16 protein-coding genes are annotated in these 16,286 nt (G+C 42.0%); 11 read left to right on the top strand and 5 right to left on the bottom strand.

Going from position 1 to position 16,286, the window contains the following annotated elements:
- Positions 1 to 41: 41 nt before the first annotated feature.
- Both M3I01_RS08980 and M3I01_RS08975 read right to left on the bottom strand, forming a co-directional pair.
- Positions 42 to 704, bottom strand: coding sequence for a TIGR01621 family pseudouridine synthase (locus tag M3I01_RS08980; protein WP_255896125.1), 663 nt, complete (start codon positions 702 to 704; stop codon positions 42 to 44).
- Between the two features lie 112 nt (positions 705 to 816).
- Positions 817 to 1,893 (bottom strand): GGDEF domain-containing protein, encoded by a 1,077-nt coding sequence (locus M3I01_RS08975; RefSeq protein WP_255895461.1) that lies wholly within the window; start codon positions 1,891 to 1,893, stop codon positions 817 to 819.
- 524 nt (positions 1,894 to 2,417) lie between these two features.
- On the opposite strand from M3I01_RS08975, the gene M3I01_RS08970 reads away from it, so the two are divergent.
- The 10 genes from M3I01_RS08970 to M3I01_RS08925 all read left to right on the top strand — a co-directional run bounded on the left by M3I01_RS08970 (position 2,418) and on the right by M3I01_RS08925 (position 12,104).
- Positions 2,418 to 3,971: an ABC transporter ATP-binding protein gene (locus M3I01_RS08970; protein WP_255895460.1), complete on the top strand. Its 1,554-nt coding sequence runs from the start codon at positions 2,418 to 2,420 to the stop codon at positions 3,969 to 3,971.
- A complete protein-coding gene (locus M3I01_RS08965; protein ID WP_255895459.1) occupies positions 3,968 to 5,035 on the top strand; it encodes an ABC transporter permease in 1,068 nt (355 codons plus the stop codon). The genes M3I01_RS08970 and M3I01_RS08965 overlap by 4 nt, the downstream gene beginning before the upstream one ends.
- A 9-nt stretch (positions 5,036 to 5,044) precedes the next feature.
- Positions 5,045 to 5,977 (top strand): ABC transporter permease, encoded by a 933-nt coding sequence (locus tag M3I01_RS08960; protein WP_112138334.1) that lies wholly within the window; start codon positions 5,045 to 5,047, stop codon positions 5,975 to 5,977.
- Positions 5,978 to 6,047: 70 nt separating this feature from the next.
- Positions 6,048 to 7,115 (top strand): BMP family ABC transporter substrate-binding protein, encoded by a 1,068-nt coding sequence (locus M3I01_RS08955; protein ID WP_255895458.1) that lies wholly within the window; start codon positions 6,048 to 6,050, stop codon positions 7,113 to 7,115.
- A gap of 151 nt (positions 7,116 to 7,266) precedes the next feature.
- Positions 7,267 to 8,283, top strand: coding sequence for an adenosine deaminase (locus M3I01_RS08950; RefSeq protein WP_255895456.1), 1,017 nt, complete (start codon positions 7,267 to 7,269; stop codon positions 8,281 to 8,283).
- Between the two features lie 125 nt (positions 8,284 to 8,408).
- Positions 8,409 to 8,777: a DUF2750 domain-containing protein gene (locus M3I01_RS08945; protein ID WP_112138327.1), complete on the top strand. Its 369-nt coding sequence runs from the start codon at positions 8,409 to 8,411 to the stop codon at positions 8,775 to 8,777.
- Positions 8,778 to 8,869: 92 nt separating this feature from the next.
- Positions 8,870 to 9,280 carry a DUF2946 domain-containing protein gene (locus M3I01_RS08940; protein WP_394358974.1) on the top strand — a complete coding sequence of 137 codons (411 nt, stop codon included), beginning with the start codon at positions 8,870 to 8,872 and terminating at the stop codon, positions 9,278 to 9,280.
- A 139-nt stretch (positions 9,281 to 9,419) separates the two neighbouring features.
- A complete protein-coding gene (locus tag M3I01_RS08935; protein ID WP_255895454.1) occupies positions 9,420 to 10,799 on the top strand; it encodes a PepSY-associated TM helix domain-containing protein in 1,380 nt (459 codons plus the stop codon).
- A gap of 160 nt (positions 10,800 to 10,959) precedes the next feature.
- A complete protein-coding gene (locus tag M3I01_RS08930) occupies positions 10,960 to 11,904 on the top strand; it encodes a class I SAM-dependent methyltransferase (protein ID WP_255895452.1) in 945 nt (314 codons plus the stop codon).
- A gap of 29 nt (positions 11,905 to 11,933) precedes the next feature.
- Positions 11,934 to 12,104, top strand: coding sequence for a hypothetical protein (locus tag M3I01_RS08925; protein WP_176335524.1), 171 nt, complete (start codon positions 11,934 to 11,936; stop codon positions 12,102 to 12,104).
- Positions 12,105 to 12,169: 65 nt separating this feature from the next.
- Here the strand turns inward: M3I01_RS08925 and M3I01_RS08920 are convergent, their stop codons facing one another.
- Positions 12,170 to 13,075, bottom strand: a complete 906-nt coding sequence (locus M3I01_RS08920) for a DMT family transporter (protein ID WP_255895450.1) — start codon at positions 13,073 to 13,075, stop codon at positions 12,170 to 12,172.
- 707 nt (positions 13,076 to 13,782) lie between these two features.
- The gene (locus M3I01_RS08915) at positions 13,783 to 13,932 is read right to left on the bottom strand and encodes a hypothetical protein (protein ID WP_255895449.1); all 150 of its coding nucleotides are present in this window, start codon (positions 13,930 to 13,932) and stop codon (positions 13,783 to 13,785) included.
- 30 nt (positions 13,933 to 13,962) lie between these two features.
- Here M3I01_RS08915 and M3I01_RS08910 point away from each other — a divergent pair, with 30 nt between their 5' ends.
- Positions 13,963 to 15,396 (top strand): OmpA family protein, encoded by a 1,434-nt coding sequence (locus M3I01_RS08910; protein ID WP_255895448.1) that lies wholly within the window; start codon positions 13,963 to 13,965, stop codon positions 15,394 to 15,396.
- A 148-nt stretch (positions 15,397 to 15,544) separates the two neighbouring features.
- Here M3I01_RS08910 and M3I01_RS08905 read toward each other — a convergent pair whose 3' ends face one another.
- Positions 15,545 to 16,285, bottom strand: a complete 741-nt coding sequence (locus M3I01_RS08905; RefSeq protein ID WP_275565039.1) for a Crp/Fnr family transcriptional regulator — start codon at positions 16,283 to 16,285, stop codon at positions 15,545 to 15,547.
- Between the last annotated feature and the right edge of the window lies 1 nt (position 16,286).

Raw genomic sequence — 16,286 nt, 5'->3', positions numbered from 1 at the left:
TTCCTTCTCAACCAGATTTAACCTCTGCTGAGTCATGTTAATTACTTTCTAGAGGGCCACTTCAATAAAGATTCATCAAATTGAGTTACAACAAAATCAGATAACTCAGATGAAAAGCGCTCCCCAAACACAGGAAGACAAACATAACGCTTAATGTCACCCTGCCAATCAAACTGCAATGCGTAAGCGTGCAAATAACCTCTATCTGCCTCCTCTCCACCATACCTAAAATCGCCTAAAATAGGCGATCCCAAACTCTTCAACGCGACACGAATCTGATGCGTCTTACCCGTCAAAGGCCTGACTATAAACAGTCGACAGCCTTGAAAAGAAGCCGAAAAAAACTGCGTGCTTGCCAAATTTTCATTATCTTGAGAAAGCTTCCATTGCCCCCTCCTACTTGGCTGCATTCCACCAGAAATCGTCCCTTGTTTCTTTTTTGGTTTACGTGCAGACAAAGCCAAGTAACGCTTTTCCACCTCATGCTTTTCAAACATGTTGCCAAATACAGCCGCCGCCTTAGCATGACAAGCAACAATCAGTAGTCCAGAAGTGATTTTATCCAGACGATGTACTGGGAAAAAAGCCTGATTTGGATAAGCCGCCGCCAAAGACTGCATGACGCCGAGTCCCTCTGACTCTGCATGGAAACTCATCCCGGCAGGCTTATCAATAATCCAATAGTCATTAGTACGAAATAATATTTGCAGAACCCTGCCTCACCACGAATAAATAAAGGAAAAATAGATTAGCCAACAAGTTTATCCACAGAGAAAGTGGACAACTCATATGTCAACATAAAGAAGTAAATATATTTTAATTCTGATAATTAAGTTGCAACGAAATTCGATTACGTCCGTTTCGCTTAGCAACATATAAGCTCTTATCTGCTTGAGCCAATATTTCTTCATAACGAGACACATTTGGCGCAATAGACGCCAAACCTGCGCTAATAGTAACGGGGATAACAATACCTTGGTCGGTTTCTATCAACATATTCTCGACAGAGTACCGTAAACGCTCCATAACAGCTTCGGCCTGCTTTAAATTGGTATTGCGCATGATAACAATGAACTCTTCACCACCATAGCGACCTATTTCATCTTGAGGTCGAATGACTGACGCCATCATCGCCGCCACTTGCGCCAATACCAAGTCACCCGCTTCGTGGCCGTAAGTGTCATTAATTTTCTTAAAGTGATCTAAATCGACAATGGAGAAAACACAAGACTCTCGATTGATAACGGAGTCCGCAAAAATGTTAACAGCGTCTGCTAACACTTTTCGTCGATTAGATAACCCTGTTAATTCATCTATTTCGGCCAAAGTACGCAAATGGCTGTTTACCGCTTTCAACCGACTCATCACAAGATTAATAACAACAGCAAAGTAAAAACACACACAGAGGAACACTGCTGTCAAAACAATACTTTGATCTGGCGATGTCAAATACAACCCCTTAGTGTTCAAAAATTCGCACACTAGAAACAACACCAAAGAACCCACGACAACCCAATATTTAATGAAACGCTGATCTGCTCTAAACACGATAAAAGAATAGGCAATAACATTGACAAAAAGCCAATGAAAACCGCTAGCGGAGCCAAAGTAAAACAGACTAAGAGTGGTTATTTGCCCGATTTTAACAATCGGCATCAAGAGTTGGGCGCGAGAAAAAAGCCCCATATAGTTATAGCGTAGACCGACTAGACCAACGACCAGACCCACAAAAGAAAAAAAGGCTATAGAAGGCATTTGGCGATAAAAAAACATAATAACCATGAACAAACAGCTAGCGCAGAACATAAGGTAAGAAAAATTCACCACATGTTTCTGATTAAGATCGTTGCCAAACTCATCGATGAAGCCAAGGTTCAGGAGCTTTTTTGTCATTTTTTTTATTGAAAAAAACACAGCATTCCGCACTTATTGTTTGTATTAAAAGTAATCAAACTTGAATCGCTATATTCGCCACAACATAGGCTACTATAGAGTAAAAAACCATCTGCACAATTCTACAGAAAGTGATCCTTTTTTCCTATTAATTCAAACAATGAAAGCCGCTTTACTACAAAGATTAGAACCACTTAATAATATTAGTATTAAAAACAATGTCTAAAGACAAATACGTTGATTTTCCGTATTCTAATCCGTTATTTTTAATAACATTTCTGGCATGGATATTGATTAAGGTATTGCGACCTAAAGCAAGAGCTATTGAAAACGCCAGCCAGTCAGCCAAAAGGAGAATCTTAGCTCACCAGCGCACCAAAAAAAGACAAAGGCGCCATAACGGTGCAAAAACGTAAAGTCTAGCCTAATCTAGAGTTTGCATTGAGCAGAACAAGCAGACGAATGACAACACAACAATCGTCTTAAATGAAATTTAATTTAATGCTAAAAAAGGTGCTGGAACATTGAAAGTACACGACTCGGTATCACGCCTTGAGCTTGTAAACATCACTAAACAATACCCAGGCTGCCTTGCTAATGACAACATCAGTATCACCCTGATGCCAGGTGAAATTCACGCACTATTAGGAGAGAACGGCGCAGGAAAAAGCACGTTGGTAAAAACCATTTATGGCGTTGTTGCACCCGATAAAGGCGCTTTAATATGGAATGGTAAAGAAGTTAATATTAAATCGCCTTCTGTTGCTCGCGATTTAGGCATTGGAATGGTATTTCAACACTTCTCTTTATTTGAAACACTGACCGTCAGTCAAAATATAGAATTGTGCTTAAGCAAAGCCCAATTGAGTAACATCGGCGATTTAGCCGAAAGAATTACCCAACTCTCTAAAGAGTACGGCTTGAATGTTAATCCAAGCCGATATGTTCATTCACTCTCCATTGGCGAAAGACAACGGGTTGAAATTATGCGCTGCCTTGTCCAATCGGTAAAACTGCTTATTTTAGATGAACCTACTTCTGTGCTAACACCGCAAGAAGTGGCAGGGCTATTTGGTGTTCTACGAACACTGTCCAAGGAAGGCTGCAGCATTTTATTCATTAGCCATAAATTGCACGAAGTGACAGAAGTTTGCCATAAAGCCACCATTCTTCGTGGAGGAAAGGTCGTCGACACCTGTGTTCCAAATGAAGAAACACCCGCTTCTATTGCAAAAATGATGGTGGGCGATCTGGCCGAACAGGATGCCGGCTACGCAAAAAAAGAAGGCAAAGAAGACCTTCTTAGCGTCAACAACTTATCTTTACCATCCAAGCAACCTTTTGGCACAGCGTTAAAAAATATTAATTTCGAATTGAAATCCGGTGAAATATTGGGTATTGCAGGGGTTGCTGGCAATGGTCAAGACGAACTCTTGGCGATTATCAGCGGTGAAGATAACCGCAATGTAAAGCACGCACTTTCGCTTTGTGAACGAGATATCGGCCATTTACATGCTGGAGAACGCCGCAAGCTTGGTATGGCTTATGTACCTGAGGAACGTTTAGGCCGAGGCGCTGTTCCTAACATGAGTTTAACCGAAAATACACTACTGACTCACAGTGAAGGCTTTATAAAAAATGGACTCGTCGAATGGCAAAGCATTAAGACCTACACCACCGCACTCATTGCTAAATATAAGATCAAATGTCACGGCGAATTTTCAGAAGCCAAAAGCTTAAGTGGTGGTAACTTGCAAAAATTCATCATGGGGCGCGAAATCGGCCAAAAACCAAAAGTCCTTATTTGTGCGCACCCAACATGGGGCGTCGATGTTGGTGCAGCACTCGCCATCCATCAGGCACTATTAGAACTTCGTGATCAAGGCGCCGCTATTCTGCTTGTTTCCGAAGACATAGACGAACTGTTCCTTTTAGCAGATCGAATGTCTGCTGTCTGCGATGGTCATTTGTCTCCCGTGGTAAAAACACAAGATACCAACATAGACCAGATAGGCCAATGGATGGCCGGCACGTTTATCAACAGTAAAACGGCTCAAACATCAGAGGCCAAGGCATGATTCGCATTCAAACTCGCACCGAGTCAAGTTCTTTGATGAAAGTTGTCTCCCCACTGCTTGCCATCGCATTAACCTTAATTTTTGGCTGCATTTTATTTTCAGCCATTGGTAAGTCGCCTTCTCAAGCCTTACATGTACTCTTAATTGCACCTTTGGCAGACAGTTACAATATTGGTGAGATGTTCGTGAAAATGGCACCGCTACTACTTTGTGCCGTTGGCTTATCACTATGCTACCGAGCTAATATGTGGAACATCGGCGCAGAAGGACAATTACTCGCTGGCGCGTTAGGCGGCTCCGCTATGGCGCTTTACTTTATAAATTCTGAATCTTCTTTTGCACTTCCTATCACTTTATTAGCTGGCGTTGTATCCGGCATGATTTGGGCCGCGATTCCGACTTTCTTAAAGTTACGTTATAACTCGAACCTTATTTTAACCACCATTATGTTCAACTACATCGCCCTATACCTTCTTATTTGGGCCGTTCATGGACCACTAAGAGACCCTGAAGGCTTTGGTTTCCCAGAATCCGCCTTATTTTCTGACGCCACCTTACTGCCCACGCTATTTGAAAGCAGCCGAACTCACCTCGGCATCGTTTTTGCTATTCTATCCGGTGTTGTCGGTTGGTTTATTTTAAGTAAAACCCACCTAGGGTTTCAAATACGCGTTTTTGGTGCAGACGAAGCGGCCACTCGCTACGCAGGATTTAGTAGCAAAAAAATAAGTTGGTTTGTCATGTTATTTGCTGGTGCTTTAGCAGGACTCGCCGGTGTCAGCGAAACCACTGGGCCGATCGGACAATTAGTACCTAATGTGTCTCCTGGCTATGGCTATTCAGCCATCATTGTCGCCTATTTGGGAAGATTACATCCTATCGGCGCCATTCTTGCGGCGGCATTTATGGCGGTACTTTATATGGGTGGTGATTTAGCACAAATAGAAATGGGCATTCCCGTTGCCGTCGTCAGCATGTTTCAGGGCGTTTTATTGTTCTTTCTCTTGGCATGTGATTTTTTCATCAACAATCGTCTCGCCTTTTCTAAACAAGCGACAAACTAGGAGCACACTTTGGACTCAGATCTTATTGTACAAATCTTGTTTGCCGCCATTAAAACCGGCACACCACTTCTCTTTATTGCATTAGGTGAGGTTATTTGTGAAAAATCTGGCGCACTCAACCTCGGCCAAGAAGGCATGATGTTAATGGGCGCTGTTGTTGGTTTTTTAGCCGCCTACGGAACAGGAAGCGCTGGATTAGGCGTTCTCGCCGCCATGTTAATGGGCTGCCTTATGAGCCTTATTTTTGCCGTACTCGTACTTCACCTAGGGGCAAATCAAGTGGCTACAGGCCTTGCCTTAACTATTTTTGGTACAGGATTGAGCGCGTTTATAGGTTCTGGTGTCGTTGGTCAAACGGTTCAAGGATTCCAACCTATCGCTGTTCCATTTTTATCTGACATTCCATTCTTGGGTCGCATATTGTTTAGCCATGACATCTTGGTATATTTATCCTTTGTCATGACCTTTGCGCTCATTTTTGTTGTTAATAAAACTCGTATCGGCCTCGTTCTCAAAGCTGTCGGCGAAAACCCTCACGCTGCCAACGCCATCGGTATAAAGGTGCTAAGAGTACGCTATTTAGCCGTCATGTTTGGCGGTGTTATGGCGGGGATATCAGGCGCCTATATGTCTCTTGTTTACACCCCCATGTGGGTTGAAAATATGACCGCCGGCCGCGGTTGGATTGCCCTAGCCCTAGTTGTTTTTGCGTCGTGGCGCGTAGGACGAATCATGCTGGGGGCCTATTTATTCGGATTGGCTAGTATTATGCATTTGGTACTTCAAGGGTTAGGCTGGTCGATTTCGCCAAACCTACTCGCCATGATGCCTTATGTAGCAACCGTTATTGTTATGGTCATCATCAGCGCAGATCAGTTTAAAGAAAAACTGCTCGCCCCTCGGTCTTTAGGCAAACCTTTTGACCCGAGAAACATGGCTTAGAATTTAGATTTAAACCCTAATTTTTCAACATTACATAAAAAAATGCCTTCGGGCACAAAAGGAGCTAAAAATGAAATTTAAAAGTTTACTGGTAAGCCTAGGGCTTTTGGCTGGAGCAAGCTTTGCTCAAGCAGAAGACCCGTTAAAAATTGGCTTTGTCTATGTTGGGCCTGTTGGTGATTTAGGCTGGAGTTACGAACACGATATGGGGCGTAAAGGCCTTGAAGAACATTTCGGTGATAAGGTGAAAACTACTTTCGTTGAAAACGTACCAGAAGGCGCAGACGCTGAGCGAGTTATCACTCAATTGGCAAAAGCAGGAAATGATCTTATTTTCACCACGTCTTTCGGCTTTATGAACCCAACCGTAAAAGTAGCAAAACGCTTCCCTAACGTGACATTCGAACACGCTACTGGCTATAAACTGTCTAAAAACTTAGGCACTTACACACTTCGCACTTATGAAGGTCGTTATGTCTCTGGCGTAACGGCAGGCATGATGACGAAAACCAACACCATTGGTTACATTGGCTCATTCCCAATACCTGAAGTTATTCGTGATATTAACGCTGTTTACATGGGCGCAAAAAGCGTTAATCCTGATGTGAAGATAAAAATTGTTTGGGCGAACACTTGGTACGATCCAGGCAAAGAAACCGACGCGGCCAATGCACTAATGGATCAAGGTGTGGATGTGATGCTACAACACACAGACAGTCCAGCTCCGCTTATTGCCGCTGAAAAACGTGGTTTACGCGCTATTGGTCAAGCCTCTGATCAGAGTAAATTCGCGCCAAACGCTCACATTTTTTCTGTTCGCGATAACTGGACACCTTATTATGTCAAAACCACACAAGCGGTTATGGACGGGAAATGGAAGTCTCAAGATTTCTGGGGTGGGTTTCAAGATGATATGCTAACACTGGCGTCGATTAACCCAAATCTTCCTAAAGATGTTCGCACTAAAATTGATGCGACTTACGCCATGATAAAATCCGGCGAATTCAAACCATTCACTGGCCCAATCAAAGACAACAAAGGCAACATCGCCGTTCCTGCTAACCATTCGTTAAAAGACGTAGAACTTGCTAAAGTAAATTGGTACGTAGAAGGCATTACCGACGAAATTCCTCGCTAATCCTTATATACAGCCAGCGGCGCTGGCTGTATATTCCCCCGTTTTTGAATCGTGATATCAATCGACGAACACCCTTTCTTTTCATCTTAGTTTTTATTGCTATATTTAAGAATTCAACACAGCATTAATACAGCCAAATAAAGGTAATACTATGGACACAACTGACACACTGGTCGAACTTTCAAAGACAATGCCGAAGACCGAACTTCACTTACACATTGAAGGCACCTTTGAGCCCGAACAGATGTTTGCCATAGCACAACGCAATCAAGTTAAATTGAAATACGACACAGTAGACGCGCTCAAAGCGGCCTATCAATTTACCAACCTACAAGACTTCCTAGATCTCTATTATCAAGGCATGTCCGTACTGCTTCATGAAACCGACTTTTACGACCTAACCATGGCGTATTTGGAAAAAGTACACAGCGAAAACGTCGTTCATGTGGAGATTTTTTTCGACCCACAAGGCCACCTATCTCGCGACGTACCGTTCGACGTGCAAATAAAAGGCATTTATAACGCGCTGCAAGACGCCCAACTAAAATGGGGCATGACCTCTAAACTTATTATGTCTTTTCTGCGCCATCTGAGTGAAGAAAGCGCTTTTGAAACACTTGAACAGGCAAAGCCCTTCCTTAACTGGGTTGATGGTGTTGGTCTAGACAGCTCGGAACTTGGTCATCCGCCAGAAAAATTCTTACGTGTCTTCGAAGCCTGTAAAAACCTCGGCTTAAAAGTAACCGCTCACGCGGGAGAAGAAGGGCCGCCAGATTATGTCTGGCAAGCCATAAATCAAATCGGCGTAGACAGAATAGATCACGGCAATAGAGCACTGGAAGATGTTAAGCTCATCGAAGAAATCAAAAGGCGTGACCTAACACTAACCGTTTGCCCGCTTTCTAATCTAAAGCTTTGTGTCGTTAATGACATGAAAGACCACCCTATTAAACACATGCTAAAACTCGGCCTAAACGCGACAGTCAATTCCGATGATCCAGCGTATTTTGGCGGCTATATGAATGACAATTATGCCTCTTTAATCCGTCGTACTGGTATCAACAAAGAAGAACTGCTGCAACTGGCCAAAAATGGCATCACTGGCAGCTGGATGGAAGACACCTCAAAAGAAAGACACTTAAAACAGCTGCACGCCCTCTTCGAATAAATAACCCCAGTTACATTTAGTCGCCTTACAGAAACACCTTAAAAAGAATGATCAGCAGTCATTCTTTTTAATCTCTGAATTTTATTATGGTAAGATTCGCATTTTTAAACTACCGAGCCCTATCTATGTCAAACACACTCGCCATTGATGATACTTTTTACCGCCTAACAAGCAGCGAGCGCTACGATCAAATGCTAAAGCTGATCAAAAAAGAGCAATCCATCTGGACACTTTCCGATGCGGAGGGCTGCTTAATCATCGATCTTGGTACCGATAAAGTATTACCCATTTGGCCAACAGAAGCGCTCGCATCTGAGTGGGGTGAAAAAGATCACGAAGGATTCAAAGGTCTAGAAATAAACTCTGTTGACTGGTTAGAAAAATGGTTGCCTGGCATGCAAAATGACAAATTCTCTGTCGGCGTTGCTCCAAACCTTGCCGGTGAATGCATCGTTTCTTCTGCTGAAGAGCATGCGGCCGACCTACAGAGATAGCACCTTTTTTTGTAGAAAAAACCAGACGCGTCATGCATTTTCAATTAAAACGACCTAACACAGCACACACACAGTCCGCAGTGTGTGTTTGCTTGTTTGCCGTTTTTCTTATTTATTTCGCTCCCCTCTACTCGCAAGTAGCCAACGCCTTCTCGCCTGAACCAACGATCATAAAAAACATGGCGATGGAGGTCATGGCGACAGAGAACATGTCGACGGCGGAACACGACCATTCTCAAATGATGCCTCAAAAAGCAAGCAACAGCTCTGCTCATGACGGCCATCATGGACACCACGCGGAAGGAGAAAGCACCAATGTCTTAGAAGCCTGTGGCTATTGCTCGCTTCTCTTTCATTTGAACTGGATCGACGCCAAAGCTTTCGAACTGATTCCTCTCACACAAAGTCGCTATCCCACGATAGTCACGATGACCATTTCGCACACATACCCCGTGCCTTTCACGTCGATCCAGCCCAGAGCACCGCCTGCCATTACAATCTAACCCACCAAACACTACACGACGTTAATTATTTTGTTTGAACACAGAATAATTACTTACTCGTGTGTTTTTATTACTTTAGAAAAATGAGCTTAAGCTCAGAGGCGTGGTTATGCCCTTTTCTAATACGAGAATATTTATCATGTCGACAAGCACACAGAATAAGGTCTCAGAGCCTTCAAATGCCATGCTATTGCTGATTACGCGACTGCATTTTTATATCGGCCTTTTTATCGGGCCGTTTATCTTTATTGCCGCTTTGACAGGAACACTCTATGTCCTTTCTCCTCAGATTGAGGATGCTATCTACAAAGAGGCACTGACAACACAAAGCGTTGGAGAAAATAAAACACTTGCGGAACAAATTATCGCTGCAAGATCGCATCTCAGCAGCGACTTAACCTTATTTGCGGTTCGTCCTGCCCCAGATCAAGGTGACACGACACGAATTATGTTCTTGGACCCCACCGCTAACCTAACTGGCTCAAGAGCACTGTTTATTGACCCTGTCACATTGGATTTAAAAGGCAATCTACCTGTGTACGGAACCAGCGGTGTATTACCACTGAGAACCACTATAGACTTTCTTCACCGCCAACTACTCCTAGGGGAAGTAGGTCGCTATTACAGCGAGTTGGCAGCGTCCTGGCTTTGGATCTCAGCATTGGGTGGATTATTTCTGTGGTACAAGGGCGGGAAGAAAAATCAGCCTGAATTTGCATCGAAAACAATACATTTGCGCAAACGCAGACGCCATTACCAATTAGGTTTGTGTATCTTCATTGGTTTAATATTTGTCTCTGTCACCGGCCTCACCTGGTCAAAATGGGCTGGCGGTAACATTGGCACATTACGCGCAAATATTGGCTGGGTTACCCCTTCTGTTTCTTTAGATTTAGCCGCAAGTAATGTAGCTATCACATCAGATGAGCACGCTGACCACATTCATCATCACGATGCAGAGCCAAAAGTCGACATTCCTGACATTCGTTCAAATCCAGATTTGTTATTTGATGGTGTGTTAAAAGCGGCGCGCAATGCTGGCATCGATGCCAACAAGCTTGAAATAAAACCCTCTAAAGGTGAAGGCAAAGCCTGGTTCGTGCGTGAAATAGACCGCTCTTGGCCGACCCAAGTCGACAGTGTTGCTATTGATGCAACCACTATGACAGTGACGAGCCGCGCTGATTTTGCTACCTTTCCGCTGGTTGCTAAATTAATTCGCTGGGGAATTGATGCTCACATGGGCATTTTGTTTGGCGTCATCAACCAAGTCATACTGACAGTATTCGGCTTGTCTTTGTGCTTAATGATTATATGGGGCTATAAAATGTGGTGGGTTCGTCGCCCATCCGCAGGGTCAACCTCTAAGCCTTTGCTTCAAGCATGGGCGAAGCTTTCGGCCATTCAAAAAACACTGACCCTTCTTGTCACTCTATTTTTAGGCGTCAGCTTACCGGTTATGGGCGTCAGCCTACTGGTTTTTCTATTGATTGATATTTGGCGCTGGAAACGTCAATAAAATAATCAATCGTTCACCGAGCTTTTTATAACGCTCGGTGAACCTTTTATTTAACGCATCCTTCTTTCAAAAGCGCTTTTCTTTAGGGTTTCTTCTGGCCTCTCGCCTTGTTATCAGTAAAATACACACCTTATTAAATTGCCGCCAGAAAACAACCCCTATGGACTCACAAGCACTCGCCACCCTTTCAGAACAGGTGTTACTCAAACTTATATCGCCGCCACGAGACACCCAACGACTTTTTCATGGCCGAGGCCGCTGCTTCCCAGGACTTGAACACATCACGGTAGATTGGCTTGAAGGCCAAGTATTAGTTTCTCTTTTCAAGGAACCGACACCTGACTCATTAGATAAATTAAATAATGAATTTATCAATTGGACGAATAAAAAAGAATGGACAGAGAGCAAAGCACAATCGCTCCTGCTTCAGCATCGAAGTCGAGAGAGAAGCCCTACAGAGTGCTTATGGGGCAATTATCAAGAGCACCAAGTCATTAACGAAGAAGGGTTACTTTTTCAACTTGATTTAGGAAAGAACCAAAATTCTGGTCTTTTTTTAGACATGCGATACGGACGACGCTGGGTAAAAAAGAACAGCCAAGACAAACGAGTTCTCAATTTATTCGCATATACTTGCGGTTTTTCTATTGCCGCTATCGCAGGCGGCGCCGATTTTGTTGTCAATTTAGACATGGCAAAAGCCGTTCTTAGTCGAGGAAGAGAAAACCACCGACTCAATCAGCACGATTTAAACAACGTTAAGTTTTTTGCTCATGATATTTTCAAGTCATGGGGAAAAATTAAAAAATACGGCGAATACGATTTAATTATCATCGACCCACCCACCTTTCAGCGTGGCAGTTTTGCACTAACAAAAGACTATCAAAAAATATTACGCCGATTACCAGAGCTGCTCACAGAAAATGGTCAAGTGCTTGCCTGTGTAAACGATCCAACCATTCCAGCGCAGTTTCTCATTGATGGCATGAGAGAAGAAGCCCCCAGTCTGGAATACCAGTATCGACTTGATAATCCACCAGAGTTTCTCGACATTGATATCGAAAGCGGCTTAAAAGCACTTATTTTCCAAAAGAAAAAATCATAACGAACACTAACAAAACAAAGGAAAGCACAATGTCTAAAACAACCGTGACATTTGAATACGAGAAAGAAACCAAAAACAGCGTGCGCTATCAAGAAATCCCAGAAGAAGGGAAAGCGCCTATCATGGGAACGCTTTATGTTCAAAAATGGTTTGCTGGCAGCTCCAAAACACTAGAAATCACCATCGAGAAAAAAGACTAAAACTCACTAAATAAAACGGTAATCATTTTTTATTACCGTTTTATTATTACTAAACCACTGAAACGTCAATTTTTCAGTGGAGGTCGCTTAATAGGTAATAAATTCCCCACTATTGTACCGACCGAAATACAAACCAGAGCGATAATAAGACCAACAGTAATTTGCTCTCCAAATAATGGAACCGCGAACATACTCGCAAGTAACGGCACTATAGCCATCAGCGCACCCATTTTAGTAGCACCTAAAATATGTACCGCCTTACCGTAGCAAACAAACTGCACTGCGATCGCCATAACCGCTTGATAAAAGGCCTGTAGCCCAATCATGCTATAGGAAACGCCCTGAAACGCACTAGACATTTGAGTGAAGTAATAAGGCGTATAAAGCAAAGTGGTCACTGTAATAACACCCAACGTAGCGTGCCACGGGGCAAATTTCCAACGCCTTAACAGGACGGTAAATATACCCCAGAATAAACACGCAATGACAAAGCTGATATCACCCAGCCAATAAGAAACACCGGACAACAAGGTTTCTAACAACAGAGCTAAAATTCCTAAACTGCTGATTCCTATTCCCATCCAAGCAAACCGAGAGTGCCGCTCTCCAGCCAGAAAATAAGCTAGTACAGCAATCATAATTGGCATCAACCCTGGCAATAATAAAGCCGCATGAGTTGCAGGAGCGTATTGGAAACCATTAAAAACGGAGAGCGAATAAGCCAACCCACCGATAGCGCCGACCGCTATCATTCGCCATTGAAGAATGACTTTTCGGTGAATCCAAATAAAGGGAAAAAACAGCACAAACGCCGTACCAAATCGCACTATCATCATGTCTGGTAAAGACAGCGAAGCCAATGCGCCTGCCCGCGAGATTAGAATAAACCCCGTCCACACCATGATCGCAATTAAGGCCAAGGCGTAGCCCTTAATCATAACCTTAGCGTCCAATGATGACTGATCTTTCATGTTTTTTTGCATCTCTGCGATTAGAAAAGAAAAGCAGTATAACTGCCATCATTACTTGGAAATAGTCAAAAAAATAAGACATTAGAATGGTATCGTTTAAGAGTCCCACCCCTTTGAGACAGCAACTCAATTGGCACATTGGATTTTCCAGTATCTACTATTGTCTAGCAAACGCTGGGGAGTCCAGCCTGAAATTTGTTCAGGCCTCCATTTTTTCTCTAAGTAGAACTCTATCCAGTTTCAGCAAGAGGGTGCATTTATTCGTCCAGCCTCTGTTTTCTGACTCACTTCTTTTGGGTAATATTTTTGATCATTGGTATCCTATTCAATTCTCGAAAAATGGTACTGCAATGAAAGCAACGCCTTCTTGAGATGTCACCGTGATTCAGGGCCTAGCTGCAAATAATGGTGAATCTAGTATCGTTGGACTTCGATCAACCACTTGGATAAATACTTCTTTATTGGGCGACTTAGTAAAGTATAACCAACCGGCAGTTGATCCTTCATCACCTACTCAACCATGGGTGCTGCACTTATTTTATGAATTGCCGCCCCCTAAATTTCAATCCAAGTATATATTATTACGTGAAATTATTTTTATAAAAATTGAAACTAATATTAATAATACGCTAGTAAAAATTTTGCAAAACTCAAACACTATAAGCCAAAGTTACTTTGCTTATTTAAACAAGAATATTATGTGTGCGCTAGCGTACAGACTCACCCATCCCTCCCCAATTATCATGGATACTCCACAATAAGCTATTGCTATTTGTAGAAAAATCAGCAGAAACAATTTGCAGACCATCCAATGGAATGATGCTGTCTAATAAACGCATAACGTTGAAGCTATCCATAATAAAACTCATCGTTTATCAAGGAATAACATGAAGACTTTACTAAAACCAATATTACTAACAGTAATGTTAACTACGCTACTTAGTGCTTGTGCCACAAAGCAAGAGCTTACCAAATCAGAGGCTGAAGATAAGTACCAATCAGTCACGATACTAGCTCAATCTATAAATAACTCCGACCAAGAAATGTTAGCTTTATTATCACAGCATAGTTTTAAACTTGCTGTTGATGCCTCAAAGGAATCTAACGAATTAGCAATTAAAGATGACTATAAAGCAGTCGAAGCCGCTGTACGTGGTGAAGGCTACCTTAACCAAGCAAAAAAGAATGCTAAAAATGCTGAAAATATATTTTCCAATGTTTTATATGCTAGAACGCAAGCCATTGAAAATGGAGCTCTGACAAAATCACCTAAAAAATTGTCAGAGCTTGAAGTTGAATTCATGAAAATGACGCTTGATTTAGAACAAGGAGATATAGCAAGTGCCAAATTACATCGAGCTACAATGATACAGAACTATCAGAGCTTAGAACTAATTTCTTTAAAAAAGGCCACCGTAGATGAGGCTAAAGAGTACCTTGCTAAAGCACGTGCTGCTGATGCTGATACATACGCCGAAAAAACCTTTAAGATGGCTGAGGATCAACTCGCTTTAACCTTGTCGATGCTAAATGCCGATAAAACGAGTAAAGAAAAAGCAGAATGGCATGCAGCTCAAGCAATTTGGTTAGCAGAAAAAAGTATCTCGATAACGAGTACTATTAAAGCATTTAGAGCGAATAATTTCAGTTCAGAAGACATTGTTTTATGGCACCAAAAGCAGTTATCTAAAGCTGTTAAGCCATTAAATATGGAGTTACCTTTGAACTTATCAGCCAAAAATCTAACGGAAACAATTGCACGTACAATTAGTCAAGTACTACAAGACAGTAATGAATTAGCTCAACAACGAGATGAAATGCTAACGGCAAAGCAAGCAGATTTTAATGCATTACAATCAAAATATAAAGGCAACAATCAACAACGGGAAAAACTTGAGTTAGAAAAGAATAAAAAACTCACATTCATCCAAGATTTATTTAATGCAGATGAAGCCAATGTTTACCGAGAAAAAGATAATATTTTAATTCGCGCACAAGGGTTTTATTTTGCATCAGGACAAAGTGAAATAGATTCTCGTAACTTTTCACTTTTACAAAAAATAGGCTCAGCCATTGCAGAGTACCCTAATGCCAAAATATTAGTTACAGGGCACACTGATGCTAATGGTTATCACGTAACAAATTTGAAATTATCTAAACTGCGTGCAGATAAAGTAATGAAGTTTCTTAATGAGGTTGGCGGAGTCCCACTTGAGCGCATTACTTCTGAAGGCTTTGGGGAGGAAAAGCCTGTTGCTAATAATGAAACAATAGACGGTCGAAATAAAAATAGAAGAGTTGAAATACTGATTATTAATTAATATTAAAAAATCCGCAGGAAGTATAACGCCTTCTGCGGATTTTAATAATTAAAATCACATTATAATTTTACACTTAGATAATTGATCAATTTTTAATAGCCTTACCTTACTATCAACTGAATAAATTATTTATTTTTACTAGCTATATTTATTGACGGTATAGCGTATCAGACAATAAACGTTCTAATTCGTTTTTCACCACCGTATAGCACTCACAGGCTTTAGTCTCTAAACCCGCTCTATTCAATACCGTTATATGACCTCGACGATAGCTAATAAGACGTAGACGCTGTAATTCCCCTGCCGCTTTTGAGATCCCTTCGCGACGAACACCAAGCATACTAGCAACTAATTCATGTGTCATGACTAACTGATTAGAAGGCATACGATCCAATGTGAGCAATAACCATCGGCTTAATTGCTGTTCTACAGTATGGTGTCTATTACAGACTGCTGTTTGTGACATTTGAGTCATTAATGCTTGTGTATAGCGCAATAATAAACGCTGTAAGAAACCAGCGAGGTTGAATTGCTCCATTAAGACCTTGTTAGTGAGCCTATATGCATATCCAGCGGTTTGGACCACCGCTGAACTAGCTGTACTATCACCTCCCATAAACAAGGGAATTCCGACCATACCTTCATTACCTACTCCGGCAGTTTCAGCTGAAGCACCTGATTCCATAACATAATGTAATGAGATAATAGATGTTATCGGAAAGTAGGCATATTCTAATTTTTCGCCGGGCTCATAGAGCATTTGACCGAGTGGCATTAGGTGCAGCTCTAAATGAGCGGACAAATCGTCGAATTGACTCAGAGGAAGTGCCGCGAGTAAATGATTTTGATTAGGATTATAAGCGTCCATTATTTTATTAGGTAATGTCATC

It is taken from the genome of Marinomonas maritima, assembly GCF_024435075.2.
Taxonomy (GTDB): Bacteria; Pseudomonadota; Gammaproteobacteria; order Pseudomonadales; family Marinomonadaceae; genus Marinomonas; species Marinomonas maritima.
The sequence above is the reverse complement of the archived record's forward strand: the minus strand, read 5'-3'. Positions and strand labels throughout refer to the sequence as shown.